Source organism: Youngiibacter fragilis 232.1 (assembly GCF_000495435.3).
In the GTDB taxonomy this organism is placed as follows: Bacteria; Bacillota; Clostridia; order Clostridiales; family Clostridiaceae; genus Youngiibacter; species Youngiibacter fragilis.
Window position 1 is genome coordinate 15,856 of sequence record NZ_AXUN02000005.1, and the last position, 25,801, is coordinate 41,656.

Below are 25,801 nucleotides of genomic sequence, written 5' to 3' on the forward strand. Positions count from 1 at the left end.
TAAATTCATTATATGTTAATGTTTACAGCTAATCTAATACCAATAAACGCATTGTATTTATAGCCTGGAGGGAATATAGTTGAAGGAGGGTAGTTGAAGGGAGATGGTTGTATGATTGACCAGAATTATGAGTATTTTTTGGCTATTGCAGAGGAGAAGAGCATCTCCAAGGCTGCCGCAAGGCTATATATCTCACAGCCTTCGCTCACGAAGTATCTTAAGAAGCTGGAGGAGAATGTTGGCGCAACACTGTTCTCCCGTGAGTCACATCCGTTAAAGCTGACTCCGGCAGGGGAACTGTATATGGAGTACGTCAAGGATGTCATCAGAATAACCAAGAAGTTCGACCAGGATATCCTGTATATCTCCAGCACAATATCTGGAAAGGTTACTATAGGAATAACGCTGTGGAGGTCATCAATATTGATGCCTTTGATTTTTCCTGATTTCATGAAAAAGTATCCGAATGTTACAATCGAGCTCAAGGAAGGCTCCCAGCAATACCTGCTTTCACTTCTGGAACAGGGTAAGGCTGATTTTTGCATGATGCAGCTGCCAAATACACAAAGCAGCGTGACGTTCGAACACCTTGCCTATGAGCATATCCTTTTTGCTGTTAACAAAAGCAATCCAATACTTGAGAATATAGACTATGACCTTGATGGGGATGTGGCTGCACTTACACAGGATGAGTTTCTTCTTTTCAAGAGAGAGCCATTTGTGCTTATGAAGGAGGAAAACCAGCTTCGCCAGCTCACACAGAACCTATTGAACAAGTACGAAATAGTATCTTCACCCGTGCTTGAAACCTCAAATGTAGTCACTGCGCTTAATCTCGTCTCGTCAGGCTTGGGAGTCACATTTGTTCCGGAGGCGATATTGAAGTACAAGGAAAGGCCAGGGTCTCTTGTATTCTTCAAGGTTGATAATCCTCCGCTTGCCTGGGAGCTGGGAATTGCCCACAAGACCCGCTCGATCATGAGCAGGCAGGCGCAGCTAATGATAGACGCGATAAGGTCAGTATATTTACCTGGTAAAGACGGTTGATCCGATTCAGAAAAAAATGAACAGAAAAACAGCCGAAACCTGAGTCAATTTTTGCCTTGGATTTCGGCTGTCTTAGTATCATGTAAGATTCGTATCAGTTATTATGGTGTTCAGCGGATGGACTCAGGAACAACCTGTAGGTCCTGTCTATCCCTATCGCTCCAAGAGGTGCTGTAACCATAATTGCGAGGACTGCGATTGAAAGTATTGCTCCTCCTGCCGGGACGCCCATTGCGAGAGGTATTGAGCCTATGGCTGCCTGGACAGTTGCTTTGGGAAGATAAGCCATGGCGCAGAAAAGCCTTTCCTTAAGCGTAAGTGGAGTGCCGGAAACACTGACGGCAACTCCTATCATACGGACAAATAGCGCCGAGAAGATAAGTATAAGTGCCTTTACTCCTGTACCGCCGAGTACTGTTATGTTTACAGCTGCACCGACAAGAACGAAGAGCAGGATCTCAGAACCTACCCAGATTTTGGAGAACTTACCCATTATCCTCTTTGCAAGCAGCTCATATGTCTTTAGTATGGTACCGCCAATTGCCATTACAGCAAGAAGTCCTGACAAAGGGAACCATGGCTTCATGAGTTCTTCCAAAGTAACCATCAGCATTGATACGCTCAGAATGATCAGGACCTTGATGGTATCCCTCATGTGGAACATCTTGAATATCCTTACGAGAATGTACCCTGCTATTATTCCTGCTGCGATTCCTGCAATCACCGATACAGGAACCTTAATCAGGCTTGCCGCATCGAACCCTGTACCTCCATGCATTCCAAGGAATGCTGTAAAGAGGACAATGACATAGACATCATCGACAGATGCCCCCGCCATTATCATCTGAGGTATCTTCTTATCCCTTCCATATCCTGATTCCATCAGATGGAGCATCCTTGGCACCACTACTGCCGGAGACACTGCTGCAAGTACAGCACCGAGTATCGCCGCTTCAAGCCTCGTGATACCAAGGAGAGAAGGTGCCAGTAGAGTAACTGTCAAGAGCTCGAAGGTTGCAGGAACGAAGCATAACAGGAATGCAGGGCGCCCGACCTTCTTCAGGTCCTTAAGGTCAAGTGAGAGCCCTGCCCTTGCAAGTATCACTATGAGGGCAATCTGCCTTAATTCAGCCGATATGTCCAGGATTTCAGGGGAAATCTGATTCAGTCCGTAGGGGCCAAGGATTATTCCTGTAGCGATCATTCCCAGCATTCCAGGAAGTCCGAGCTTTCCGAGGATGCCGCTAAGGGTGAAGCCGATAAGTAATATAAGTGCGATTGATGTAAGCATAGTGCCCTCCTTCAAATAAAAAAGCCGATGGTTCTGGATCAGAGATCGCAGAAGTCATCAGCATAAAATGCGGTTCTGGCAAAGCCAAGGGAGACGTTCATTCCCATGTAGAAATATTAGCATGGCAGCAGGTATGCTTGCAACGTTAATTTTAGTGGCCTGTTCGTTAATTTTTGGAAAACAATATGGTATTCAATACCATATTGGACATGGTCTATGTATAATGGAAAGAACAGTAAATGTTGCAGGATTTGGAGGTAATCATGGAAAACAATATCAATGAGATGAGATACAGGGATCTTCCCCCTGATGAGAAAAGGGAGAGACTGAAAGAAATATTCAAGGTGTTCATTAAGCTTGGTGTAACTGCATTCGGAGGACCGGCGGCTCACACTGCAATGATGGATGAGGAAGTGGTGAAGAAGAGGAAGTGGCTGTCACGCGAGAAATTCATGGACCTCATTGGAGCCACGAATCTTATACCGGGACCTAACTCCACTGAACTCGCGATTCATCTTGGTTTTGACAGGGGAGGACTTGCAGGGCTTTTCATAGCGGGCATATCCTTCATACTTCCAGCCATGGTTATTGTACTCTTTTTCGCCTGGATGTATGTGTCATTCGGTTCTCTTCCTGAGCTTACCGGAGCACTGTATGGTATCAAGGCGGTAATCATGGCAATAATACTCCAGGCCCTTTACAGGCTTGGCAAGTCAGTCATAAAGGGCTGGCTCGCTGCTGCCTTCGCGGTCGTGGTTGTTGGACTTTCACTTTACGGGGTGAAGGAGATTCCTCTCCTTCTGATGGCCGGTATCGCAATGCTTGTCATAAGAAACAGCGGCCTCGTGAAGGGTAAGCTGTTCTCACTGTGGTACATGCCGCTGGCGAGCATCACAGCTGCAATTCCAAAGCCACAGGGAAATATGGAGGTGTCCGGTATATTCCTCACCTTCCTTAAGATAGGCTCGGTCCTTTATGGAAGCGGATATGTGCTTATCGCATTCCTGAGGTCTGAGTTCGTTGACAATTTTGGAGTGATAACCAGCCAGCAGCTGCTTGACGCGGTTGCTGTAGGACAGTTCACTCCAGGCCCGGTGTTTACCACGGCAACATTCGTCGGCTACCTTATCCAGGGTATCCCAGGCGCCATAGCCGGCACAATAGGTATATTCCTGCCTTCGTTCCTTCTTGTATGGCTGCTGAACCCTGTGATACCGAAGCTCAGGTCATCTAAGGTATTTTCTGCCATCCTTGACGGGGTGAACATAGCTTCTATGGGCCTGATGGCTTCAGTTACTATTAAGCTTGGAATGGAATCAATAGTGGATCCGCTGACGATAGTACTTTTTGCAGCGTCATTTGCGGTGCTCATGAAGACAAAGCTTAATTCAGCATGGCTGATACTGGCAGGCGGCCTTATTGGTTATGCGGCGCAGTTGATATAGGAGATAATGATGGAACTTTTTGAAGTCATGGAATACCTTAAGTCAAAGGGGAATGATGCCACGAAGAAGATATATATTTCCCATGGGGCGAAGGAGCCATTGTTTGGAGTCAAGACAGGAGACCTGAAGGAAATCGTCAGGAAGGTAAATAAGGACCATGAGCTTGCACTCGAGCTATATGGTTCGGGCAATTCGGACGCCATGTACCTGGCCGGGCAGATAGCTGATGCTTCGAGGATGGATATGGAGACCCTGGATATTTGGGTTGGAAAGGCATACTGGAACATGCTGTCAGAAAGGTGTGTTTCACTGGTTGCGGCAAAGTCACCATTTGGCCTTGAGGCTGCAAGGAAGTGGATAGTAAGCGATGACGAGATGACTGCCTGTGCAGGGTACGGGACGCTATCCACAATGTTCTCCTTTATGCCTGACGATGCCTTTGACCTTGATGAGATAAGGAGAATTGTGGATGACGCGGCTGGAAGGATTCAAAATGAAGGGGTGCATCTGCAGAATGCCATGAAGAACTTCCTAATCCTGACCGGACTTTACATCGCTCCGCTCTATGATTACGTGCTGACAGCAAGTGAAAATATCGGAAGGATCAAGCCGGCGATACCGGAAAATAACTGCAACATCCAGACCGTGACGGATTATCTGGTAAGATACAGAGACAGGGTTGGAAAGAAGAACAAAAGCATGAAAAAATGAAAGGAGCCCATGGCATGTGCCATGGGCTCCTGTAAATTATCCAAGCTTCATGTCTCCGAACTTGATATGTCCCTTCTTCCTCATGATCTCGGAAAATATGAGTGTAAGAACCGCCGGCAGTATGAAATGCATGAGGGCTATAAGCAGGAGGGTCCTTGAACTTGACCCCATTGCGTCGATTGTTGCGAACTGCCCGACGAGTCCTGAGGTCCCCATTCCAGCACCTAGCTTCGTACCCTCCATCCTGAAGACGTAGCTTGCCACCGGTCCGAGTATTGCGGCTGACAGGGTAGGGGGTATCCATATCTTGGGATTCCTTATGATGTTCGGGATCTGCAGCATAGAAGTGCCCAGCCCCTGGGATATTAGGCCGCCAAATCCGTTCTCCCTGAATGAAGCTACAGCGAATCCCACCATCTGGCAGGCACAGCCTACTGTGCTTGCTCCTGCAGCAATGCCTGAAAGGCCCAGGGAAACCGCAAGTGCTGCTGAGCTGATTGGCAGTGTAAGGACTATTCCCATTATGGTCGATACCAGTATTCCCATCGGTATGGGCTGGAGCTCCGTAGCAAGGTTCACGAGGTTGCCTACAAATGTCATGAATGATGCGATGTAGGGTGCTATGTAGTTTCCTATCAGTCCGCCGGCAACTATGACTGACAAAGGTACAAGGACTATGTCAACATTTGTCTTTCCTGCAATCCTCTTCGACAGCTCCGCTCCGGCAAGGGCGGCAACGAATGCACCCACAGGCTCCCCGATCCTGATAAGGGCTGCGCCATCTACGAACCGCACGGTTCCTGCACCTATGGCACCTGTAACAGCTGAGGCGAAGATCCCAAGAGGAGGCGCTCCAACGCTGTAGGCAACTGCCACACCTATTGCCGGACCCATCAGGTCCTGTGCGATGGTACCGAAGTTTACCATGAAGGGTATCCCAAGTATCTTTCCGATCTGGGAGACTATGAGTCCTATGAGAAGTGATGAAAAGAGCCCGAGGGCCATTCCATTGAGTACCTTGACCAGGTATCCCCTGATATCAGGAACCCTGCTTGTCTTCTTAGCCATGAGATCCTCCTTTTGCCCTTTGGGCGAGTGATTCCCTATGGGTTAAGGATATTTTATTTTAATGCCAATATCAATGGTCATTTGATCTTCCCCATAAAAACAGCTGAGATGAATTCTTTATGCTTATCATAACCACATCGGTCCTGATAGTAGGAATTCATCCCAGCCTTGGTATGGTGTTTAGTGTACTAATCAATGTACACTCCTTTCTTTTCGGTTACCTCTGTTGCAGACTCTGAGCGTTCAACACCTATGGCAACTTGTGCCTTTTGTTATCTCAGGATATGCAGTTTTGGTTAACCATTGAAGATGTCCTGCTACAGTATCTTGAATCTTCTGTGCATTTGCAACATATCTGCTTTTTCAAGGCCTATATGTCTAACACGTGCGGTTTGGGTTTTGGTCTTTGATGGTTTTGGTCATCTTGTCTTGATGGTTAAATGTCACTTTCTCGATGGTTTTTGGTCATCTTGTAATAGTGGTTTAGTCATCTTGGTTTGATGGTCTTGATCATCTTGGTAGTTGGTTTGTCTTGGTTTGGTTTACCGCAGGTTTTTCAATGCCAGCCATTTTCAAAATGTTCTATTCTCGAATTGTATTAGAACTTCTTCTTGTATGTATTATATGATATGGGGGTTTTTTGGGCAAATGATGAATTAACTGAAAAATCTGATAACGCGCACGTGGGTATCTGATGCTTCCTCAAACTTGCCCATACTCGTTAATGCTCCGTTTTTCGTTGTGGACTTTTTTATCAATCATATATATTTATAGGTTTACCAGGTACGCTTTTGGTCGAATATGAGGTATATGTTGTGCTGTAAAATGAGTACAGCTATATAATATGTGGATGATTTTGTGGGATTTGTTTATCTTATTAAACAGTTATTGTGTCAGGTTTTTGTTCGGGATCGGTTTTACTTTAGCCAATTCAGCCATATGACATAATTTTCATGTTTGGCTGAAAGTCTATTGACACCTGACATGTTAAAAAATATACTAGTAGTTGCGGTCAAAATCATTGGACCGCAGCGCAATAATAGTATATTCGGAGGATTTATGGAAGACAGGATTCAGAAGGTAAAAGTGGTAGTTGCAGATCCGTCGGCATTGGGACTTTTCGGCCTTGCCATGGTAACATTGGTGGCGTCATCGCAGAAGCTTGGACTTACACATGGCACATCGCTTGTGATTCCCTGGGCGATATTCCTTGGCGCATGCGCACAGCTTTACGCAAGCATCATGGATGGCAAGCACAACAACACATTCGGCATGACGGCGTTCGGAGGATATGCATTCTTCTGGCTTGGAGTGGCGATGACCTGGCTCGTTCAGGCAGGTTTCTTCGGTGAGGCACTGAAGGCAGCAGCAGATCCAAGGCAGCTTGGTGTAGCATTCCTTGGCTATCTCATTTTCTCTGTATTCATGACAGTAGGTGCCATGGAGACCCACAAGGTACTGTTCACCATATTCTGTCTCATAGACCTCCTTTTCATAGGACTTACACTCTCGTCATTCGGAATCATGCACGAGTTCACACATGGGCTTGCTGCATGGTCAGAGCTTGGAATAGCCCTGCTTTCATTCTACGGAGCAGCAGCTGCGGTACTCAACGTACATTTTGGCAAGCTGGTCCTTCCTGTAGGAAAGCCTTTCGGGATATTCAAGTAGTATTTAACAGCATAATCTGGATATTTGACAGCGCGGCTTAGCCGGGCTGTCTTTTCAATTTTTGATTCACTTTATCACAAAGCGGATCCATATCGATGCTGTTTCCTTGAAGATTAATCCATGCAGGATATTTCCTTGCCTGGTGTAATTGTTCGAACAGCAGGTTAGGCTGAAATCACTTTTGGATAGATATACCAATTCCTCTGGTAATCAAATTGATTATAATCATTAGTAGATGATTATAAAATTGGAAGGAAGTTCAGGAGGTGCCTAAATGTTCGTTGAAAACCAAACCACCGAGTTCAAACGAGAATTTACAGACAATACAAGGAAGACAGTAATTGCCTTTGCAAACACTGACGGGGGGAGGCTTATCATTGGTGTCGAGGATGACGGTACTCCATGCGGAGTAGATGATCCTGATGGCACAATGCAGAAACTTACAAGTGCAATTCGGGATTCAATTAAGCCGGATGTGACTCTTTTTACTGCCTGCAGCTTTCTAACAGTTGAAGGGAAAACATTAGTGTCATTAGATATTCAGCGCGGAACATCAAGGCCATATTATCTTGCCGGGAAAGGAATCCGTCCTGAAGGTGTGTATATAAGGCAGGGTACCTCTACGGTGCCTGCATCTGAAACAGCCATACTCGGGATGATCAGGGAGACAAGTGGCGACTGCTACGAGAATGCCAGATCCCTTAATCAGCTGCTTACATTCGAAAAGGCAAGTGTCTTTTTAAGAAGAGGGGACTTGAATTCAGGGATGCTCAAAAGCGTACGCTTGGCATTATCGGTGAAGATGGGACCTATACCAATTTGGGTCTTCTCCTATCGCAACAGTGCACGCATACAACAAAAATTGCAGTATTTGAAGGCGGCACCAAAAATGTGTTCAGGGACAGGATAGAGCTTACCGGTTCGCTCCTTGGTCAGCTTGAGGAGGCTTATTCCTTCATAGAACGGTATAACCGCACCAGAGCTGAGTTTCAGGGACTTGAACGTATTGACATGAGGGATTATCCTCCTGAGGCCATTAGGGAAGCGCTGCTCAATGCCATAGTGCACAGGGAATATTCTTACAGAGGATCAATACTTATCAGTATTTTCGATAACAGAATTGAGTTTGTTACAATCGGAGGTCTGGTCAACGGGATAACGATAGAGGACATCATGCTGGGTGTCTCGGTCCCAAGAAATGAGCATCTTGCAGGTATCTTCGACCTGTTAAAGCTTATAGAGGCTTACGGGACAGGGATATTGAAGATCAATGACAGTTATGGACAGAGTTCAGCCAAACCCAAGATTTCTGTGTCAGACAACGCGTTCAAGATAATGCTGCCAAATACAAACATTAGAGAGAGTAATGAAATCGGGCAGAGTGTTGAGATCAAGAGAGTCCCAACGGTACTTGAAAAGCGAGAATCTGCAGTTTTAAGGATGCTTGATGAAACGGAATATGTAGTGCGAAAGGATGTCCAGGAAGCCCTCCTTGTATCACAGGCTACCGCGATCCTCCTTCTCCGCGAGATGACCGACAAGGGCCTGATTGTCAGGGAGGGCAGCGGCAAGTATCTCTGCTACAAGCTTAACGAAACTAAATGAGTGAAATGGCACTGCCGGTATATCAATACCTGCTCTGCCATTTTTTTCATGTTGATATGATATTTGGAGTCTGTTTTTTAAGGGTATATCTGTATCTTTATGGAGCTTTTCGGACTTTGGCTGCCATGAATATGCTTAAAAGTTAACAATTTATTATTTTTTGTGAAATAGGTTAAGTTTACAATAAAAGGAGGAGTTTTATTCGGGAAAAATATTGATTTTGCAGGACTTTCCGGGATTTAAAACATGGTATTTCAAACTACATTCAAGTTTTTTGTTAAAAGTCAGATTTGTAAACGTTGTATAATTATTGGGCAACTTGATATCTTCGATTGACAGGAATATAATTTACAAATGACAAAGGAGTCTATATGGACAAATCGTTGAAATCAATGGCTTTGAGAGTATTGTGGATCAATATGGCAGTGTCCTCCGTGTTAGCAATCATCATTGGCTTTTTTGCCGGATACCGGATGGGGCTGGTTTTTTTAATTGGAGGCATAGTGTCTTCAGTTAACTTCAGCCTGTCAGCATTCGTCGCCAGCTTTTCCGTAACGGGAAGGATATCCGGGCTATGGGGCGGCCTGTCGACATTTGCAAGGATTCTTGCTGTGGCTCTTGTTGGAGGTCTCCTGTTCAGGCTGGACAGGATGTATGTACTTGCATACATGGGCGGTTTTATCATGAACTTTGTCGCGCTGATCATCTACTCGTTAAAAATAAAGGATGAAAGGGAGTGAATCAATGGTTGAATTCTTGACCGCGGAACCGATTCTGGAGTTCGATCTGGCAGGTATTGGCTTGGTCATAACGCAGCCGATGCTTGTTACTACGGCTATTGTGCTTGTTTCCATGGTGGTCGTGTATTTTCTAACACGTGACCTTAAGGTCATACCAGAAAAGAAGAAGCAGGTGATAATGGAAACCGCCTACAACTTCATATACGGACTCGTAAGCGACAACATGGGTGAGAAGTTCATGTCCTTCGTGCCTTTCATCGGCTCGATAATCATGTTCCTTATACTTGTCAACTTCATCGGGCTCATAGGAATACAGCCGCCGACCACAAGCTTCTCGACAACGCTGGGACTGGGACTTACGTCATTTGTTGTCGTGCAGGCTACTGCCATCAGGAACGGAGGACTTGGAAACTATATAAAGTCATACTTCAAGCCTTACCCGTTCCTGTTCCCGATAACACTGCTGGACAGGCTGCTGCTTCCAGTATCTCTGAGCCTAAGGCTTTTCGGTAATGTGGTAGCTGCAACGACAGTAATGTCCCTGATCTATGGAGCGCTGCATGAGCTTAATTTTGTGGCTCAGCTGATCATACCGATACCGTTCCACATGTACTTTGATATTTTCGACGGCCTGATACAGGCAGTCATATTCACATTCCTCACTATGGTACAGATTAAGATAGTGAGCGATGAAGCATCAGGTCATCACGAATAATTGATTGGAGGAATCATTAAGTATGGAAAATTTAGCATTGGCAATGTCAGCACTCGGAGCCGCAATCGCGGTACTTGCAGGACTTGGAGCAGGAGTCTCGACAGGACTTTCAACAGGTAAGGCCGTTGAAGCCGTATCAAGGCAGCCTGAAGCAAGCTCGAAAATCATATCGGTACTCGTCATAGGTAACGCCTTCGCGGAGGCGACTGCCATATACGGACTGCTTGTGTCGATACTTCTCATATTCATAGGAGTGGCGTAGCATAAGGAGCTTAACGGGAGGCGATTAAATGAGCATACACTTGTCTGAGGTAATCGCGGCAGTTATCAATCTTGTGATATTCTACTTCTTCATGAAGAAGTTCTTTTTCAAGAAGCTGGAAGCTGTCATTACCGAGAGAAACAACATGATAAGGAAAAGCCTCGACCAGGCGGAAGCCGACAAGCTTGAGGCTGCAAAGACATTTGAGATAGCAAAGATCGAGGCTGAAAAAGCCAAGGAAACTGGAAAGGGCATAATCAAGGACTTCAAGACAAAGGCTGAGACACTCTATGACGAGATAGTTGATGAGGCCAGGCAGGAAGGAAAGCTCATCGTCAAGAGAGCTGAAATGGATGCCGACAGGGAGCTTGAGAATGCAAGGAAGGAAATGAGGGAAGAGGTCGTTGGCCTCGCAACCATCCTTTCAAAGAAGGTCCTCGGAGAGGAGATCACGGAGGAGGTCCACGAGAGGCTCGTGGATGAAGTCATACAGAAGGTAGGTGTATAGGAATGTACGAATACCTTGACAGACGATATGCCCAGGCCCTATATGATGTGGCCAGGCAGAAGGACTCCGTAGACAAATACATTAAGGACCTTGAAGAGATTGACGAGATGATACACAGCAACCCTGATATTGAGGGAGTAGTCAAGCATCCGGAGATACCCACAAAGGAGAAGAAGAAGTTCTTCATAAACATCCTTAAGGGAAAGGTTGATGAGGATCTCCTTACCTTTATTCTGCTTCTCATCGAGAAGGACAGGATACTGTTCCTGAAGGAGAAGATCAGGGAATTAAAGAAGATAGACCTTGAGAACAAGAACATAAAGATAGCTACGATAACAGTGGCTAAGCCGATCACCAAAAGGCAGAGGGCTGAGCTCACGGAGAAGCTTGAGAACAAGTACAATGTTAAGATAATCCTTGATGAGATAGTCGACGAATCAATAATCGGCGGCATGGTCATAAGGATAGGAGACAGTCTGATGGACGGTTCCATAAGGAAAAAGATGGAAGAAGTCAAGTCAGCTCTCCTTAAAAGGTTGAGGTGATGACATGAAGATAAAGCCGGAAGAGGTAGCCTCCATTATACGTCAGGAAATTGAACGGTTTGAAAAGAAGATGGAGACAGTTAACTCCGGAACGATAGTTCAGGTAGGTGACGGAATTGCCAGGGTATACGGACTTGAAGACTGCATGGAGGGTGAACTCCTTGAGTTTCCGGGTGGAGTCAAGGGAATGGCCCTTAACCTCGACTTTGACAATGTCGGATGCGTTCTCCTGGGAGCCTATGAAGACATCAAGGAAGGCGATATTGTAAGGAAGACAGACAAGATAGTTGAGGTCCCTGTTGGAGAGAACCTTATTGGCAGGGTCGTCAATTCACTTGGAGAGCCCATAGACGGAAAGGGCGAGATCATAGCCAAGGCATTCATGCCTATTGAAGTCCAGGCTCCCGGAGTAATAGACAGGAAGTCTGTTACTGTTCCCATGGAGACAGGGATCAAGGCCATAGATTCAATGGTTCCGATAGGACGCGGACAGAGGGAGCTCATCATAGGCGACAGGCAGACAGGAAAGACTGCAATCGCTGTCGATACGATCCTTAACCAGAAGGGCAAGAATGTCATATGTGTTTACGTCGCAATTGGACAGAAGCAGTCAACCGTAGCCAGCATCTACAGCATGCTGACCAAGGCCGGCGCAATGGACTACTCCATAATAGTATCATCCTCCGCTTCAGATTCCGCTCCGCTGCAGTACATAGCTCCATATGCGGGCTGCACCATGGCAGAGTATTTCATGAACAAGGGCAAGGATGTGCTTATCGTATATGATGACCTGTCGAAACATGCGGTAGCCTACAGGGCAATGTCGCTGCTTCTTCGAAGACCACCCGGAAGAGAGGCTTATCCTGGTGACGTATTCTATATCCACTCAAGGCTCCTTGAGAGGGCTGCAAGGCTTTCTGACGAGCTTGGAGGAGGATCCATTACAGCGCTTCCGATAATCGAGACCCTTGGCGGGGACGTTACATCATACATACCGACAAATGTCATCTCCATAACGGATGGACAGATATTCCTTGAATCAGACCTTTTCTATAACGGTATAAGGCCTGCAATAAATCCGGGTATATCGGTATCAAGGGTCGGTGGATCTGCCCAGACGAAGGCAATGAAGAAAGTATCAGGAAGGCTCAGGCTTGAACTTGCACAGTACAGGGAGCTCCTTTCATTCTCGCAGTTCGGAATCGAGCTCGACAGAGAAGCTTCCGGAAGGCTTGCAAAGGGTGAAAGGCTGTATGAGATCCTCAAGCAGCCGCAGTACAGCCCTCTCAAGTATGAGAAGGAAGTTCTGATTCTTTATGCTGCGATCAACGACAAGCTGAATGATATCGCGGTAAAGGACATCAAGCAGTTTGAGATTGAATTCTTTGAATATATGGATACATACCACAGGGACATTGCAGATTCAATAAGAAAAACCGGAGACCTCAGGAGCGATGTCATGGCTTCACTTGATGAGGCCATAGAAGACTTCAAAGCAAGCTATTTCAAGTAGACTGGAGGGATAAGAATGGCCGGTGCTAACATGATCTCCTTGCTGAAAAGGGCAAAGTCAGTAAGGAACATAAAGAAGATGACAAAGGCTATGGGACTTGTCGCCACCTCCAAATTCCAGAAGTGCAAGGTATATCTTTTCGCAAGCGACAAGCAGTTTGCAGCAATCAGCGGAATCAAGGACGATGTGGCCAGGGCAGACAAGTCCGAGGGCGGCATATTCCTTGGCAACGGCGGCAATGAGAGGACTCTGTACGTCGTGCTGAACTCAACCAAGGGCCTTTGCGGAGGTTACAACAACAACATGTTCTTTGCACTTATAGACAGGCTTAGAGAAAGAGGGGACCATCCCATGATCCTCACGACTGGTGGTAAAGGGCTGTCTATCCTTAAGAAGCTGAACATGGAACTTGAAATAGACACTATCAGCACCAAGGATGTACCTGACCCTGAAGAAGCCCAGAGATTTGCTGACAGGATACTTGAGATTTATGCAAAAGGCGAGGTCAATGAGGTCTGCCTGGTGTATACCAGATACATGTCGCAGGTCAAAAATGAGGTTTCAATAGAGAGAGTGCTTCCGTTCGAAGGAAGGGAAGAGGGCTGGGAGCTGAGGGATACTGAGTTCGAGTTCGAGCCTGGCATCGAGGAGCTTAAGGATAAGGTCTATTCCCTTTACTTAAGGGAAAAGTTCTATAATGTGCTTGTGCACGCCAAGGTGACTGAACACTCGATGAGGATGGGTGCAATGGATACTGCGAGAAAGAATGCTGATGAGCTTCTGGTCAAAGTTGAAAAGCAGTACAACAGGATGAGGCAGCAGACCATAACCCAGGAGCTTACTGAGATCATCGGTGGAGCCGAGGCTCAAATATAGGAGGATCAAATGGCTGACAATATTGGAAAAATCGTGAGGGTCATCGGACCTGTCATCGACATTCAGTTCAAATATGACCATCTTCCGAGGATAAACAATGCCCTTGAGATAAAGGCGGAAGATGGAAGGCTCGTATACTGCGAGGTCGAGCAGCATGCAGGCGATGACATAGTCAGAGCCATAGCCATGGAGCCGACTGAAGGCCTCAAGAGAGGCATGGAGGTATACGACATCGGTGCGCCAATCACCGTGCCTGTGGGCAAGGAAGTCCTTGGACGACTATTCAACGTCCTTGGTCATCCGATAGACAACAAGGGTGAGGTCTTCGCTGAGAAATATTACCCGATACACAGGCCTGCTCCAACATTCGAGCAGCAGAGCCTTGATACGGAGATGTTCGAGACCGGAATAAAGGTGATAGACCTTCTCGCACCATACCAGAAGGGCGGTAAGATAGGACTCTTCGGCGGAGCCGGAGTAGGAAAGACAGTCCTGATACAGGAACTCATCAACAACATAGCCAAAGAATCCGGTGGACTTTCCGTATTCACTGGCGTTGGGGAGAGAAGCAGGGAAGGAAACGACCTTTACAGGGAAATGCAGGAATCAGGTGTCATAGACAATACCGTTCTTGTATTCGGACAGATGAACGAGCCGCCCGGAGCGAGGATGAGGGTTGCCTTAACCGGACTTACAATGGCTGAGTACTTCAGGGACCAGGGCCAGGATGTGCTTCTGTTCATAGACAACATATTCAGATACACCCAGGCGGGCTCCGAGGTTTCGGCCCTGCTTGGAAGGATACCGTCAGCGGTTGGATACCAGCCGACACTTGCGACTGAAATGGGCGCCCTTCAGGAGAGGATAACCTCCACCAAGAGAGCTGCCATAACTTCAGTCCAGGCAGTATACGTACCTGCGGACGACCTTACTGACCCTGCACCTGCAACAACGTTCACTCACCTTGACGCGACTACAGTCCTATCAAGGAACATAGTGGAGCTAGGAATATATCCTGCTGTTGACCCGCTTACCTCAAGCTCAAGGATACTTGACCCGAGGATAGTAGGCCAGGAGCACTATGAGGTCGCTACAGAGGTAGTGAGGATACTCCAGAGATACAAGGAGCTTCAGGACATCATAGCCATACTCGGTATGGATGAGCTCGCGGACGAGGACAAGGCCGTGGTAAACAGGGCAAGAAGGATCCAGAGATTCCTCTCGCAGCCGTTTACCGTAGCTGAACAGTTCACGGGAATGAAGGGAAAGTTCGTAAAGGTAAAGGACACAATAAGAAGCTTCAGGGAGATACTTGAAGGCAAGTATGACAATCTTCCGGAATCCGCGTTCCTTTTCGCGGGATCCATCGAGGATGTCATAGCCAATGCCGAGAACATGAAGGCTTAAAAGGAGGTAACCATGAAGACATTCAAGCTCAGGATAGTAACCTCCAGAGGAAGGCTCGTGAAGACTGATGTGGAGAGCTTCAGCGGATATACCACCGAAGGCTCCTTCCAGATACTTCCCGACCACAGCCCGATAATAGCCATACTCAAGGACACTGATTTCACATACTCGGAAAACGGGGTTAAGAAGTCGATCCGCCTTGAGGGCGGCATCATGAAGTTCAAGGAGAACAGGCTAACAATAACAGCCGCACGGGGTGCGGCTGTATAAGATAAGGGTGGCAGTCATTAATTGGCTGCCACCCTTCTGCTATCAATATTCATATGCCGGATGATTCTTTGCGCTTCCTGAATATCGCCTTGGACAGGAAATAGTTCAGGATCACGATTATTATGCTTGCAGCGACCTTCACCAGTACGTCGCTCAATCCTGCAAGTTCGACAAAGATGTACATGATCGCAAGCTCAAGGACACCGGATGCTCCCCTTGAAGCATAGAACTGGACCGCCTGACGGAGCAGGTCACGAAAATTTCCTCCATGGCTCCTGAACACAAACCTCCTGTTGGTCACGAATGCGAAGAGCACTGCCCCGAACCAGGATATGGCTGTATTCAGCATCACCCTGTCAGGTCCCAAATAGGTTCTGCACAGGAAATAGAGTATATAGTTAACGAGAGTTGTCAGTACTCCGACAATAAGGTACATGACCTTTTCATTTTCAAGTATGTGTCTTCTAAAATCCAAGTCGTTAAGCTTCAAGTGAAATGTCCTCCAGGCTGCATTGTATAGGGAAATCAGCAGTCAGCAATGCTTATCTTTACCATCTGCAGTGCCTTAAGGACATCGCCGTGGTCCACCTGATGGAAGCTTGAATAATTTTCCCCTACTGACTTTACCTTCTTTGGGGTATCGATATATACGAGTCTGTCCGCTAACCTTGAGAACAGCTCTACTGAATCCTTCGGAAGTGCAGGGACAGCCAGGGTTATCGTTCCGGGATTCAGGGAACGAAGGTACCTGACGACGACCTTTGTCGTATAGCCTTTGGCAATTCCATCATCAACCAGGACCACATCCTTTCCTGCAAGGTCCGGCAGTACCGAGAATTCCTCATATATGGCGCTTCTCCTATGGACCTCTGCCTTGGCTTCATCCACGATGTTCAGGATGTCCCTTTCCTCAAGTCCCAGTTCCTTTGCAGCTTTCTCATCGAGCTCGTATTCACCGTTTGGGGATACAGCACCGAAGGAATGGTCAGGGCTTGCCGGAACAGTGAGCTTCCTTGCAAGCACCACATAGAGCTCCCTATCCAGGGCTATCGCTATGGGAGCAGCAACCTCAGCACCGCCTCTCGGTATGGCAATGATGACCGGGTCGGTAAGTTTCAGATCAAGTATCCTTGGCACAAGCAGCTTTCCTGCTGCCATCCTGTCTGTAAACATAAAAGCACCCCCTTGTATGGCTTAACATAACGTTACCACATTATACTGAGATGCCTCAAACTTTTTTTTGAACAATCGGGAAACATTGGTTTAACATTTGGGTTTGTAAGGATTTTGAATGTAATAAAACCGATTTTTAAGCATTGATGGCAGCACACCTAATAGTCCTTGGTGTTCAGATTCGGCCAGTGAAGGTATAATGATGAGGAAGCCATGTGTCACAGAAAGGAGCTGCATAATTTGGACCATATAGAAGCATTGGAATATATAAGGGAATCATTGAAGTTTGGAAGCATCCTCGGACTTGAAAGGATTGAAGGACTTCTCGAAAGGATGGACAATCCCCACAGGAAGCTTAAATATGTGCATGTTGCCGGAACAAACGGAAAGGGCTCAACAGTAGCCTTCATAAGTTCGATCCTCATGTCAGCCGGTTACAGGGTAGGTACATACACATCACCAAGCATAGAGAGATTCAATGAGAGGATAAGGGTAAATGGTGAGGATATCGAAAATGAAGCCCTTGCCAGGATAACATCAGATATCAGTGATCATATTGAGAGCATGGAGTCTGAAGGGCTTGAGAATCCCACTGAATTCGAGATCACCACAGCTCTTGCCTTCCAGTATTTTGTTGATAAAGCATGCGACATGGTTGTCCTTGAGGTTGGGCTAGGGGGAAGGCTCGATTCGACGAATGTCATAGAGTCACCAGAAGTATGCGTGATCACTACCATCGATTACGACCATATGGAAATATTGGGGAACACCCTGTCCCAGATAGCTTCTGAAAAGGCAGGGATAATAAAGCCTGGATCCGATGTAGTACTATATCCTCAGGATGAGGAGGCGGAAGAGGTAATACTCTCGAAGGCTGAAAGCCTTGGAGCAAGGGTCAGGAAGGCAGACTTTGATTTTATACATGTAATATCTTCAGATATATTCAGCCAGTCCTTTAACTACAAGGATTTATCAGGTCTTACCATAAGACTGGCAGGTTTGCACCAGACAAGGAATGCCTCAGTCGCGATTGAAGCAGCGATGCTCCTTAAGGAGAAGGGATGGGCAATAGATGAGGATGCAATAAGGAGAGGGCTTGAGTCAGCAAGATGGCCGGGAAGGTTTGAGCTCCTAAGTGAGGAGCCCATATTCATAGCTGATGGAGCCCATAATTCACAAGGCGTAAAAATCCTAAGGGAAAACCTTGAACAGCTTTTCCCGGACAGGAAGATTACCTTCATAATGGGGGTACTTGCTGACAAGGACTATTCTGAGATGATAAGTGAAATTGCACCAATCGCCCAGAGGTTCATTACAGTGGATGTCGACAACAAGAGGGCCCTTCCGAGTGAGGAGCTTGCTGATATCATTGAGGAAATGGACATTGAGGCAATAGCCGCCCATGATGTGCATGCCGGGATAAGGCTTGCCATGCTGCTTGCAGGCAGTGACGGGATTATCTGTTCCTTCGGTTCTCTATACTATGTCGGGAAGGTCAGGGAGTATTTCAATGAGGCAACATGAACAACAGGGAAAATATGAGGAGGTTTAGGTATGAGACCGCTGAAGCTCCTATTGGCTTTTATAGTCGCGTTTGCCGCTGTATCTGTTTGGATCTGGATGCCCAAGGACTTGGAGGGGAAGCTGCCTGAGAACCTGCCGAAGGAAGCGGTCATAGCTGACGGGATTGTCGTGGAAAGCAAGGAAGCCCTGTTCGATAACGGGAAGGGCTATGTGATAGTGGTTAGGAGCAGCATGGGATTTGACGAGACTATAAAGGCTATCGAGGATGAGTTTGAATCAAAGGGAATGGAATTTGAGAAGAACGGACCATCCGGATCAGAGGAAAGGTTCGCTTCTTTTGATGCAAAAATAGGAGACAGGCATGAAGCCATCGAGGTCATAGGAAATTCAAGTGGGGTCATTGTAAACCATGCGGTACATATGCTCGAATGGTTCATGAAATAGGAGAAGTCGAAGCGGTCCTTTAGGGTTGCTTCGACTTCTCCTTTTCAATCCTTGAAAGATATCGGTACATGCTGGCATCGGACATGGACAGCCTTTTGGCGACCTTGCCTACAGCACCTTTTACCATGAACGCACCCTTCTCTTCAAGACGTTTTACTATGTCCATTTTTTCCGTTTGATTCAGACGGTCTGATGGGACATGGTTTTTCCCTGAAAAATATTCATTGATCAGAAGTTCGGTAAGGTCCTCAATGTCTTCGTAGAAGGATTCCGGTTCCATATTCCTTGAGTCCTTAACCATATCTGCTTCCTGTGAGGCCGCTGATTCATGAGGTATACCAACAAGTGAAAAGAGCATCCTGCTTATCTCAAAGTAGCTGGAATCATCAATGTTGATGCATAGCATTCCAAGAAGCTTTCCACTTTCCTTTATAAAGTAGGTGGAGGACCTTAACTGCTTCTTCTCTTTGGTACAGCCAACATAGTCAGTAATGAAGTCATTATCCTTCCAAGTCCCCTCGTTGATGAATTTGACAGCGAGGTTTGTGAGGGGGGAACCTTCCTTCCTGCCGCTGATATGCCCGTTTGCTATTGCTGTTATGCAGTTCCTGCCGGCTCTTACATCCTGCAGGGCTACTTCACAATTCTTGGGAAGGACCTTTCCGAGAAATTCAACAAGGTTCCTGTACTCGTTCATAATGTCAGCCATTTTCTCACCTCTGTTCCTTATGACTCAAGGATACCATGGTCTCGGAGCCAGCTCAATAAAACACGAGGAAAAATGAGAATAAATTTTTAAAGTGATAAAAAATTATTGACTTGAGGGTTAATAAGAAACTACAATGTAGGCATAAACGAAAATAAAGTTTCGATGGGATTTCGAAAGAGATTCTGGAAATAAGATAATTTGGGAGGAAAGAAATGAAAAAGCAAGTAAGCACAACAAAAGCTCCTGCAGCTATCGGACCATACTCACAGGGAGTTGTCTCAACTGAGACAAAGACCGTGTATGTATCAGGACAGCTTCCGATCGACCCTGCAACAGGAACAATGCCGGAAGATGTCGCTGCACAGACAAGGCAGTCTCTCCTTAATCTCAAGGCTATACTTGAGGAGGCAGGATCATCAATGGAGAATGTCCTGAAGACAAACGTCTACCTTAAGGACATGAATGAATTTGCGAAGATGAATGCAGTATATGCTGAATTCTTCACAGAGCCATTCCCTGCAAGGGCTGCAGTAGAGGTGGCAAGGCTTCCTAAGGATGCTCTTGTTGAGATCGAGGCTGTCGCCATAACAAAATAAGTTCAATCTGAAGAAAATGCTGATATGGATATCAGCTGGATGAAATTACGACAAAAATAAAGGGATAGCCTTAAAACAGATGCTTCAGGCCTTACGCAGCAGGGCTACAGCTGCGTATAAGCGGATGCGAGAGGTAATACCGGTAACAGGGGGATTTATGAAACTTTCAGTTGGTAATACAATGCCTGATTTTGCAGTCAGCATGATCTGCAAGGGCGATATAAGCATGAAAGAGCTAGTCGGAGGAACCCCGACTGCGGTATATTTTCTGAGATATGCTGGCTGTACGCTATGTCAGCTGGATATGATCACAATACATGAGGAGTACTCGAAACTTCTAGAAGCCGGAGCAAAGGCTCTGGTGGTGATCCAGTCACCTGCGGAGAAGCTTAAGGATGCGGACTTTGCCTATGACATAATCTGCGACCCATCAATGGCTCTTTACAAGGAGCTTGAGATAGCAGCCGCTCCATCTGTCGAGGTCCTGATTGGTGGCAGTACGATGGAGAAGATCGAGAGATCCAAAGCCAGGGGATTTGTACATGGGGAATACGAAGGTGAGGAGCTTCAGCTTCCTGCAGTATTCATAGTGGACAAGGACCTGAAGGTCATCTACTCAAGGTATGCGAAGGACCTCAGTGATATTCCGGATATGGATGAAGTCTGTAATGTGATAAGGCAAAATGCCTGACCCATGAACAGGGATTTCCCTGCAGCTCAAAACTGCAGGGAATTTTCATATTCTGCAAAATTGTAATGAATGATTATTTCATGATGATGTGGAAATTTCTTCAAATAATTGCTAATGTAGTATTGTAGAGCTTTAATAATCAAGGTCAAGGATTATTTACGTAAAAGTAAAAAAATTCTGGCATAAGTAATGATGTTAAGTTGCTTTATTATTAAAGTGTGTTATAATCGGTATACTAAAGGAGCGATTGTTGTGAAGAATGATGATATTTTCAAGGAAATACTTACACTGGATGTGAAGAAGACTGGCGGTAATGAAGCCAAGATAGTGGAGCTTTACGACAAGTTCCACGAGCATTCCAACATCCTGTATGATTTTGTGCTGATATTCAGTGACTTTATGAGCAAAAAGAAGGATTACGGGACTGGCGATGACATGTCCATGAATGAAGCGCATGTGCTTGCTGATATCGTCGACAATCCCGGAATCACAGTGACTGAGCTTGCAAAGCTCTGGTCAAAGACTACAAGTGCGCTTTCCCAGACAGTGAGGAAGCTTATCAACAGGGATATGATCTACGGGGTGAATTCCAAGGAGGATGCCAAGGTATTCATGCTTTATCCTACCCAGAAGGCTTTTGAATTCAACATAGCCCACAAGGAGTATGATGTCATTGACACTATAAAGACCGACAAGAGGCTGATGAGAAAATTCAATCCTGATGAGCTTGCGATATTCTTCAACGTGATGAAGGAATATTCGAACATACTCCACAGCGTGAAGGCAAAAGAGACTCATAGCAAGGAATAGCTGCGCTGTCCAAAGTCGATAAAACAGTACATGGTAAAGCTTCACCCGCCATCTGCACAGAGTCGTGTGCAGATGGCGGGCGTTTTGCAACCAGAATTATCATGATTTAAGACAAGGACCTGAAATGAAAGGATTGTTGCCATATGGATATCTTAAAGCTCGTGTTAACCTTTGCCTGCATCGTCGTCATTATGCGGTTTGGAAAGCCGCTGTATGTCTCCATTGTCGGAGGTATGATTGCTGTAATACTCCTGTACCTCATCAATCCGTTCACTTCAGTCCAGATGATCGTGAAGGGGGCGATAAGCACACCCACCATCAATATGGTGCTCGCGTTCTACTCAATAACATTCCTCCAAAGGATGATGGAGAAGAGAGGACATCTCTTGCTAGCAGAGAGGTCGCTTAGCAATCTCTTCAACAGCAGGAGGGTCAATGCGATGGTCGCCCCTTTCGTCATCGGCCTTCTGCCATCAGCCGGAGCAGTGCTCATAGCATCACCGATCGTGGACAATGCCGGTGGCGAGAGCCTTACAAGGGAGGAGAAGACCTTTGTGACGAGTTACTTCAGGCATATTTCAGAATCATTCCTTCCAACCTATTCATCGATAATTCTTGCCCTTAACCTTTCAGGAGTAGACATGACTGCATTCGTAATTGCCATGCTTCCGATGGTTGCTGCACTCTTCACGCTTGGTTACTTCAGATATGTAAGGAAGATTCCGAAGGGAACTGGAGTTGATAAGGGAAGTGACAAATCATCTGATGTCAGGAACCTCATGATAAGCCTCTGGCCGATAGTTCTAACGATTGCCATCATCCTCATATTCAAGCCTGCTGTGCACCTTGCCGTAATTCCTGTCATCATACTTTCTGTAGTCATAAACAGGTTCACGTGGAGTGAAATCAGACCGATGTTCATTTCTGCCATTGAGAGGAAGCTCATATTCACTACCATACTCATAATGAGCTTCAAGGAGCTCATAACCTATACCGGTGTGATTGAGCGCCTTCCAGGTTATTTCAACAGCTTCCCGATACCTTCACCTGTAATATTCGCGCTGATATTCTTCTTTGGTACGCTGGTTGCCGGTTCTCAGGCCATAATAGCACTGACCATGCCTCTGGCATTCGCCTCTGTAGCAGGTGGTGGAGTTGCCCTCATGGTCCTTCTCATGTGCATGACTTACATCGCAATGCAGGTATCCCCGACCCATATATGCCTTGCCATAGTAACCGAGGATTTCGGGACTTCGTTCATTGCTCTGGTCAGGCACACTATGCCGATCCTCATATCGTTCGCTGTCATAAGCTCACTCTACAGCTACGGGCTGTTCCTTTTCCAGTAGCGGCGGACTGGAGTATCATGGGAGCAGTAGTACATGTGGTATCCGGATTTCTCGGATCAGGTAAGACCACGCTAATAAGGCATCTTATGGAAGGACCTTTTAAGGATAAAAGCATTGCGATCATAGAGAATGAGTTCGGTGAGATTGGCATTGACGGAGAGATACTTAAGCGGAGCGGAACCAGGGTCAGGGAAATAAGCTCTGGCTGTATCTGCTGCTCGCTGTCAGGAGACTTCAGGATTGCATTAAGGGAGATAGCTGACCAGTATTCACCTGAGGTCATAATAATTGAGCCATCAGGGGTCGCCAGGGCTTCTGATATAGTGGACGTATGCAAAACATCAGGGTCAGGGATAATACCCGGCAGTGTAATAACCGTAATAGATACCAGGAAGTATTTCAGCCAGCTTAGAAACTTCAGAGGATTCTACAGAGACCAGATAGCAAGTGCGGGCACGGTACTTCTTACAAGGACAGGTGAAGCTGGTGAAGTCAGGACCCGATTGGTTGAGGTTGACATATCATCAATAACTCCAGGTGCTGATATCATCTCCGATTTGGAAGATAATCTTTTGATGAAGGCACTTGATGGTGAAATCGTAAGAGTGAAAGGCATCTTACTGGAGAAGGACTGCAATTCCCTTAAGGTTGACTGCATTGAAGATGAAAACATGGTTGAGATGATTGATTCAGCTGATACTGGCGAGATATGCTTTATCGGGAAATATCTGAAGCGGGACAATATCTTGAGATTCATGGAAGATGGGAACTCATGAGGACTCCGGTATTCGTGATGGCAGGCTTCCTGGACTCAGGAAAGACGACTCTTGCAAGGGAAGTACTGAAGAGGTCAGGAAAACCTGAGGAATGGTTGATAATTGTCTGCGAGCACGGTGATGAGGATTACGGCAATGAGTATGAGACTGTAAGCATCGAGGCGATGGAGGACCTTGATTCCAGATTTTTTGAGCATATTATTGAAAGATATCCGGAAAGGAAAGTTCTTCTTGAATATAACGGAACGTGGCCGCTTACAAGCCTTTACCAGATAGGGCTACCTCCTGGCATGGTGATACAGAATGTCACTTATGTGCTTGATGGATCAACATCCGAGGCCTACATAAGGAACATGGGTCCAATGCTGCTGGAGCAGATGAACTTTGCTGACTGTTTCTCATTTACGAAAGGCTATCCCGAAGAGAAGGTCATATGGCTTCTGAAGCAGCTGAACCAGAGAGCCGCAATGGAAGATACCGATTCTGTGGAAGGTATGGGAAGGATTGCCGAAGGCTTCAGGGAATACAGGGTAAGGACTTTAAGGGATTGGATATCCATTTCAATGATCATCACTTCCATCTGCATAATGGCTTACCACTATGTTAACAGTTTCTGAACTCGCTATACATTCCAAATCCATTGATTTAGAATGTACATAGGGGACCTGCATGGCAGGTCAATCAAAATAAAGGGGCTGAAAAAATGGCAAATGTAGTGTTTTACAGATGTGAAGTATGCGGAAACATGGTAGCTCTGATCAAGAATGGCGGAGGTACACTTGTATGCTGCGGACAGGACATGAAGAAGCTTGAAGCGAATTCGACTGATGCAGCTACAGAGAAGCATGTTCCGGTAGTTGTGAAGGAAGATGGCAAAATCAAGGTAACTGTAGGTTCCACTATCCATCCAATGCTCGATGCCCACTATATCGAGTGGATCGCTCTGGATACCGGAGACAGGCTGCAGATCGCATATCTGAAGCCAGGAATGGAGCCAAAGGCTGAATTCGAAGATGCTGCTGCAGGTACTGTATATGAGTACTGTAATCTGCATGGACTCTGGAAGGCTGATATCTAACATGATCAAGATCCTGATTAGTCAGGGTCTTTTTTTATGCGTCAAATGTTGTGGTGAGATTTATATGCAATCTTATTTATCAACTGGATAATTAAGTAGATACATAAAAAATATTGTGAAGAGCATTCGCTCATTAAGATGCTGGTGCACAAGTATTTATGGAATGAAGCGGAATTGTATATGTGGAAGTTAGCCAAGTTGTATAGATTAGATTCAACTAAACACTTAGATACTGCTAATTGTATCGCATTAACAAAATGATTAAATCGCATCGAAAAATTGTTTGGAGAAACGGTTGACATCAATTGTAAAGGATTGTAGAATAAGTTCAGTAGTTAAATAGTTAAACAGCTTAATAATAGTAAGCTGAAACAATTAAGAGTGATTACAATTATAATTTTACATCGAGTATATGAAAGGTGTGATTATTAGTAATACATTATTCAGTGGGGTCTATAGTTATACAGTAGACTGCTCCATGGGTGTTTTAACGAAAAACCAGTAAAGATATTCAAAGCAATGATTCTAGATATTTGCTAATCTTTATACTGCTACGTAACTTATGGGCAAAAATACTTGTTTGGAATTACTCACAGAAGTAATGGTTGGAATGATTGGTAGGCACATATAATGCCAACTAAAAGGAGCTGATTTGGGAAAGAACCTAATAATAGATTGAAGCCATGATATCTTATTGTATCGGGCTTCTCAGAAGGTGCCGCCATCGTAATATAAAACGGAAAGCTGGCACGTAATAAAGTCAAGGGAGTGTAAAAAATGAAATATGATTTCGAGACAATAATAAAAAGAGCCAATACAGGCTCAGCAAAGTACGAACAGATGAAAGGATGGAACCCAAATGTGAGTGAGGATATAGTTCCATTTTCTGTAGCAGATATGGAATTGAAAAATGCTCCGGAAATTATCGAAGGACTAAAAAAGTACATTGATTCAACGATACTAGTACCCTGGAACAT

The 25,801-nt window shown here is 45.7% G+C and carries 30 protein-coding genes, 1 pseudogene and 1 riboswitch; of the genes and pseudogenes, 26 read left to right on the forward strand and 5 right to left on the reverse strand.

Features of this window, described 5'->3' with window-relative positions; genetic code table 11:
- Positions 1–111 precede the first annotated feature (111 nt).
- Positions 112–1,047, forward strand: a complete 936-nt coding sequence (locus T472_RS00440) for a LysR family transcriptional regulator (protein ID WP_023387933.1) — start codon at positions 112–114, stop codon at positions 1,045–1,047.
- 94 nt (positions 1,048–1,141) lie between these two features.
- On the opposite strand, the gene T472_RS00445 is transcribed toward T472_RS00440, so the two are convergent.
- Complete coding sequence (locus T472_RS00445; RefSeq protein WP_023387934.1) at positions 1,142–2,338, reverse strand: cation:proton antiporter; 1,197 nt, start codon at positions 2,336–2,338, stop codon at positions 1,142–1,144.
- A 41-nt stretch (positions 2,339–2,379) separates the two neighbouring features.
- Positions 2,380–2,452: riboswitch (Fluoride riboswitch) on the reverse strand.
- A 7-nt stretch (positions 2,453–2,459) separates the two neighbouring features.
- Between T472_RS00445 and T472_RS20040 the strand changes: the two genes are divergently transcribed.
- From T472_RS20040 to T472_RS00455, 3 genes are read left to right on the forward strand one after another with little or no spacing between them, the layout of a single operon-like run.
- Positions 2,460–2,621 carry a hypothetical protein gene (locus T472_RS20040; protein WP_207643925.1) on the forward strand — a complete coding sequence of 54 codons (162 nt, stop codon included), beginning with the start codon at positions 2,460–2,462 and terminating at the stop codon, positions 2,619–2,621.
- Complete coding sequence (locus T472_RS00450) at positions 2,602–3,783, forward strand: chromate transporter (RefSeq protein ID WP_023387935.1); 1,182 nt, start codon at positions 2,602–2,604, stop codon at positions 3,781–3,783. Before T472_RS20040 ends, T472_RS00450 begins: the two co-directional genes overlap by 20 nt.
- Positions 3,784–3,792: 9 nt before the next feature.
- On the forward strand, positions 3,793–4,494 hold the full coding sequence (locus tag T472_RS00455) for a DNA alkylation repair protein (protein WP_023387936.1): 702 nt from the start codon (positions 3,793–3,795) through the stop codon (positions 4,492–4,494).
- 36 nt (positions 4,495–4,530) lie between these two features.
- Here T472_RS00455 and T472_RS00460 read toward each other — a convergent pair whose 3' ends face one another.
- Entirely contained in the window at positions 4,531–5,562 is a 1,032-nt protein-coding gene (locus T472_RS00460; protein WP_023387937.1) for a PTS sugar transporter subunit IIC, read from the reverse strand.
- A 1,059-nt stretch (positions 5,563–6,621) separates the two neighbouring features.
- Between T472_RS00460 and T472_RS00465 the strand changes: the two genes are divergently transcribed.
- The 12 genes from T472_RS00465 (at position 6,622) to T472_RS00515 (ending at position 15,674) form a co-directional block, all read left to right on the forward strand.
- Positions 6,622–7,233 (forward strand): acetate uptake transporter, encoded by a 612-nt coding sequence (locus T472_RS00465; protein WP_023387938.1) that lies wholly within the window; start codon positions 6,622–6,624, stop codon positions 7,231–7,233.
- Positions 7,234–7,507: 274 nt separating this feature from the next.
- Entirely contained in the window at positions 7,508–8,143 is a 636-nt protein-coding gene (locus tag T472_RS20555) for an AlbA family DNA-binding domain-containing protein (protein ID WP_341372035.1), read from the forward strand.
- Positions 8,125–8,838 (forward strand): ATP-binding protein, encoded by a 714-nt coding sequence (locus tag T472_RS20560; RefSeq protein ID WP_341372036.1) that lies wholly within the window; start codon positions 8,125–8,127, stop codon positions 8,836–8,838. Before T472_RS20555 ends, T472_RS20560 begins: the two co-directional genes overlap by 19 nt.
- A 392-nt stretch (positions 8,839–9,230) precedes the next feature.
- Positions 9,231–9,578 carry an ATP synthase subunit I gene (locus T472_RS00475; RefSeq protein WP_439334299.1) on the forward strand — a complete coding sequence of 116 codons (348 nt, stop codon included), beginning with the start codon at positions 9,231–9,233 and terminating at the stop codon, positions 9,576–9,578.
- 4 nt (positions 9,579–9,582) lie between these two features.
- Positions 9,583–10,293 (forward strand): F0F1 ATP synthase subunit A, encoded by a 711-nt coding sequence (locus T472_RS00480; RefSeq protein ID WP_023387940.1) that lies wholly within the window; start codon positions 9,583–9,585, stop codon positions 10,291–10,293.
- Between the two features lie 22 nt (positions 10,294–10,315).
- Positions 10,316–10,555, forward strand: coding sequence for an ATP synthase F0 subunit C (gene atpE / locus T472_RS00485; RefSeq protein WP_023387941.1), 240 nt, complete (start codon positions 10,316–10,318; stop codon positions 10,553–10,555).
- A gap of 28 nt (positions 10,556–10,583) precedes the next feature.
- A complete protein-coding gene (locus T472_RS00490; protein ID WP_023863201.1) occupies positions 10,584–11,063 on the forward strand; it encodes a F0F1 ATP synthase subunit B in 480 nt (159 codons plus the stop codon).
- 2 nt (positions 11,064–11,065) lie between these two features.
- On the forward strand, positions 11,066–11,608 hold the full coding sequence (locus tag T472_RS00495; RefSeq protein ID WP_023387943.1) for a F0F1 ATP synthase subunit delta: 543 nt from the start codon (positions 11,066–11,068) through the stop codon (positions 11,606–11,608).
- A 4-nt stretch (positions 11,609–11,612) separates the two neighbouring features.
- The gene (atpA, locus tag T472_RS00500) at positions 11,613–13,121 is read left to right on the forward strand and encodes a F0F1 ATP synthase subunit alpha (protein WP_023387944.1); all 1,509 of its coding nucleotides are present in this window, start codon (positions 11,613–11,615) and stop codon (positions 13,119–13,121) included.
- A 15-nt stretch (positions 13,122–13,136) separates the two neighbouring features.
- Complete coding sequence (atpG, locus tag T472_RS00505) at positions 13,137–13,997, forward strand: ATP synthase F1 subunit gamma (RefSeq protein WP_023387945.1); 861 nt, start codon at positions 13,137–13,139, stop codon at positions 13,995–13,997.
- A gap of 9 nt (positions 13,998–14,006) precedes the next feature.
- On the forward strand, positions 14,007–15,404 hold the full coding sequence (gene atpD, locus T472_RS00510) for a F0F1 ATP synthase subunit beta (protein ID WP_023387946.1): 1,398 nt from the start codon (positions 14,007–14,009) through the stop codon (positions 15,402–15,404).
- Between the two features lie 12 nt (positions 15,405–15,416).
- A complete protein-coding gene (locus T472_RS00515; protein WP_023387947.1) occupies positions 15,417–15,674 on the forward strand; it encodes an ATP synthase F1, epsilon subunit in 258 nt (85 codons plus the stop codon).
- A 49-nt stretch (positions 15,675–15,723) separates the two neighbouring features.
- On the opposite strand, the gene T472_RS00520 is transcribed toward T472_RS00515, so the two are convergent.
- Together T472_RS00520 and T472_RS00525 are read right to left on the reverse strand one after the other, a co-directional pair.
- A complete protein-coding gene (locus tag T472_RS00520; protein ID WP_023387948.1) occupies positions 15,724–16,164 on the reverse strand; it encodes a GtrA family protein in 441 nt (146 codons plus the stop codon).
- 35 nt (positions 16,165–16,199) lie between these two features.
- Complete coding sequence (locus tag T472_RS00525; RefSeq protein WP_023387949.1) at positions 16,200–16,847, reverse strand: phosphoribosyltransferase; 648 nt, start codon at positions 16,845–16,847, stop codon at positions 16,200–16,202.
- Between the two features lie 240 nt (positions 16,848–17,087).
- On the opposite strand from T472_RS00525, the gene T472_RS00530 reads away from it, so the two are divergent.
- Together T472_RS00530 and T472_RS00535 are read left to right on the forward strand one after the other, a co-directional pair.
- Positions 17,088–18,371 (forward strand): bifunctional folylpolyglutamate synthase/dihydrofolate synthase, encoded by a 1,284-nt coding sequence (locus tag T472_RS00530; protein ID WP_023387950.1) that lies wholly within the window; start codon positions 17,088–17,090, stop codon positions 18,369–18,371.
- Positions 18,372–18,401: 30 nt separating this feature from the next.
- A complete protein-coding gene (locus T472_RS00535) occupies positions 18,402–18,815 on the forward strand; it encodes a hypothetical protein (protein WP_023387951.1) in 414 nt (137 codons plus the stop codon).
- A gap of 19 nt (positions 18,816–18,834) precedes the next feature.
- Here the strand turns inward: T472_RS00535 and T472_RS00540 are convergent, their stop codons facing one another.
- Positions 18,835–19,524 (reverse strand): helix-turn-helix transcriptional regulator, encoded by a 690-nt coding sequence (locus tag T472_RS00540; RefSeq protein ID WP_023387952.1) that lies wholly within the window; start codon positions 19,522–19,524, stop codon positions 18,835–18,837.
- A gap of 212 nt (positions 19,525–19,736) precedes the next feature.
- Between T472_RS00540 and T472_RS00545 the strand changes: the two genes are divergently transcribed.
- From T472_RS00545 to T472_RS00580, 8 genes and pseudogenes are all read left to right on the forward strand, one after another.
- A complete protein-coding gene (locus T472_RS00545; protein WP_023387953.1) occupies positions 19,737–20,120 on the forward strand; it encodes a RidA family protein in 384 nt (127 codons plus the stop codon).
- A 157-nt stretch (positions 20,121–20,277) separates the two neighbouring features.
- Positions 20,278–20,811, forward strand: coding sequence for a peroxiredoxin-like family protein (locus tag T472_RS00550; protein WP_023387954.1), 534 nt, complete (start codon positions 20,278–20,280; stop codon positions 20,809–20,811).
- Between the two features lie 252 nt (positions 20,812–21,063).
- On the forward strand, positions 21,064–21,621 hold the full coding sequence (locus T472_RS00555) for a MarR family winged helix-turn-helix transcriptional regulator (protein ID WP_023387955.1): 558 nt from the start codon (positions 21,064–21,066) through the stop codon (positions 21,619–21,621).
- Between the two features lie 143 nt (positions 21,622–21,764).
- Positions 21,765–22,970 (forward strand): DUF401 family protein, encoded by a 1,206-nt coding sequence (locus T472_RS00560; protein WP_023387956.1) that lies wholly within the window; start codon positions 21,765–21,767, stop codon positions 22,968–22,970.
- 17 nt (positions 22,971–22,987) lie between these two features.
- Entirely contained in the window at positions 22,988–23,746 is a 759-nt protein-coding gene (locus T472_RS00565; RefSeq protein ID WP_023387957.1) for a CobW family GTP-binding protein, read from the forward strand.
- Positions 23,743–24,363 (forward strand): P-loop NTPase family protein, encoded by a 621-nt coding sequence (locus T472_RS00570; protein WP_023387958.1) that lies wholly within the window; start codon positions 23,743–23,745, stop codon positions 24,361–24,363. Before T472_RS00565 ends, T472_RS00570 begins: the two co-directional genes overlap by 4 nt.
- Before the next feature lie 86 nt (positions 24,364–24,449).
- Positions 24,450–24,824, forward strand: coding sequence for a desulfoferrodoxin (locus T472_RS00575; RefSeq protein WP_023387959.1), 375 nt, complete (start codon positions 24,450–24,452; stop codon positions 24,822–24,824).
- Between the two features lie 777 nt (positions 24,825–25,601).
- A pseudogene (locus tag T472_RS00580) lies at positions 25,602–25,801 on the forward strand (MalY/PatB family protein); the annotation flags it as partial.

What these genes read in the sequence shown, in the direction of transcription:
- T472_RS00440 (WP_023387933.1), top strand. Translation starts at nt 112, where the DNA reads ATGATTGACCAGAATTATGAGTATTTTTTGGCTATTGCAGAGGAGAAG.
- T472_RS00445 (WP_023387934.1), bottom strand. Translation starts at nt 2,338, where the DNA reads ATGCTTACATCAATCGCACTTATATTACTTATCGGCTTCACCCTTAGC.
- T472_RS20040 (WP_207643925.1), top strand. Translation starts at nt 2,460, where the DNA reads ATGGCAGCAGGTATGCTTGCAACGTTAATTTTAGTGGCCTGTTCGTTA.
- T472_RS00450 (WP_023387935.1), top strand. Translation starts at nt 2,602, where the DNA reads ATGGAAAACAATATCAATGAGATGAGATACAGGGATCTTCCCCCTGAT.
- T472_RS00455 (WP_023387936.1), top strand. Translation starts at nt 3,793, where the DNA reads ATGGAACTTTTTGAAGTCATGGAATACCTTAAGTCAAAGGGGAATGAT.
- T472_RS00460 (WP_023387937.1), bottom strand. Translation starts at nt 5,562, where the DNA reads ATGGCTAAGAAGACAAGCAGGGTTCCTGATATCAGGGGATACCTGGTC.
- T472_RS00465 (WP_023387938.1), top strand. Translation starts at nt 6,622, where the DNA reads ATGGAAGACAGGATTCAGAAGGTAAAAGTGGTAGTTGCAGATCCGTCG.
- T472_RS20555 (WP_341372035.1), top strand. Translation starts at nt 7,508, where the DNA reads ATGTTCGTTGAAAACCAAACCACCGAGTTCAAACGAGAATTTACAGAC.
- T472_RS00475 (WP_439334299.1), top strand. Translation starts at nt 9,231, where the DNA reads ATGGCTTTGAGAGTATTGTGGATCAATATGGCAGTGTCCTCCGTGTTA.
- T472_RS00480 (WP_023387940.1), top strand. Translation starts at nt 9,583, where the DNA reads ATGGTTGAATTCTTGACCGCGGAACCGATTCTGGAGTTCGATCTGGCA.
- atpE (WP_023387941.1), top strand. Translation starts at nt 10,316, where the DNA reads ATGGAAAATTTAGCATTGGCAATGTCAGCACTCGGAGCCGCAATCGCG.
- T472_RS00490 (WP_023863201.1), top strand. Translation starts at nt 10,584, where the DNA reads ATGAGCATACACTTGTCTGAGGTAATCGCGGCAGTTATCAATCTTGTG.
- T472_RS00495 (WP_023387943.1), top strand. Translation starts at nt 11,066, where the DNA reads ATGTACGAATACCTTGACAGACGATATGCCCAGGCCCTATATGATGTG.
- atpA (WP_023387944.1), top strand. Translation starts at nt 11,613, where the DNA reads ATGAAGATAAAGCCGGAAGAGGTAGCCTCCATTATACGTCAGGAAATT.
- atpG (WP_023387945.1), top strand. Translation starts at nt 13,137, where the DNA reads ATGGCCGGTGCTAACATGATCTCCTTGCTGAAAAGGGCAAAGTCAGTA.
- atpD (WP_023387946.1), top strand. Translation starts at nt 14,007, where the DNA reads ATGGCTGACAATATTGGAAAAATCGTGAGGGTCATCGGACCTGTCATC.
- T472_RS00515 (WP_023387947.1), top strand. Translation starts at nt 15,417, where the DNA reads ATGAAGACATTCAAGCTCAGGATAGTAACCTCCAGAGGAAGGCTCGTG.
- T472_RS00525 (WP_023387949.1), bottom strand. Translation starts at nt 16,847, where the DNA reads ATGTTTACAGACAGGATGGCAGCAGGAAAGCTGCTTGTGCCAAGGATA.
- T472_RS00535 (WP_023387951.1), top strand. Translation starts at nt 18,402, where the DNA reads ATGAGACCGCTGAAGCTCCTATTGGCTTTTATAGTCGCGTTTGCCGCT.
- T472_RS00540 (WP_023387952.1), bottom strand. Translation starts at nt 19,524, where the DNA reads ATGGCTGACATTATGAACGAGTACAGGAACCTTGTTGAATTTCTCGGA.
- T472_RS00545 (WP_023387953.1), top strand. Translation starts at nt 19,737, where the DNA reads ATGAAAAAGCAAGTAAGCACAACAAAAGCTCCTGCAGCTATCGGACCA.
- T472_RS00550 (WP_023387954.1), top strand. Translation starts at nt 20,278, where the DNA reads ATGAAACTTTCAGTTGGTAATACAATGCCTGATTTTGCAGTCAGCATG.
- T472_RS00560 (WP_023387956.1), top strand. Translation starts at nt 21,765, where the DNA reads ATGGATATCTTAAAGCTCGTGTTAACCTTTGCCTGCATCGTCGTCATT.
- T472_RS00565 (WP_023387957.1), top strand. Translation starts at nt 22,988, where the DNA reads ATGGGAGCAGTAGTACATGTGGTATCCGGATTTCTCGGATCAGGTAAG.
- T472_RS00570 (WP_023387958.1), top strand. Translation starts at nt 23,743, where the DNA reads ATGAGGACTCCGGTATTCGTGATGGCAGGCTTCCTGGACTCAGGAAAG.
- T472_RS00575 (WP_023387959.1), top strand. Translation starts at nt 24,450, where the DNA reads ATGGCAAATGTAGTGTTTTACAGATGTGAAGTATGCGGAAACATGGTA.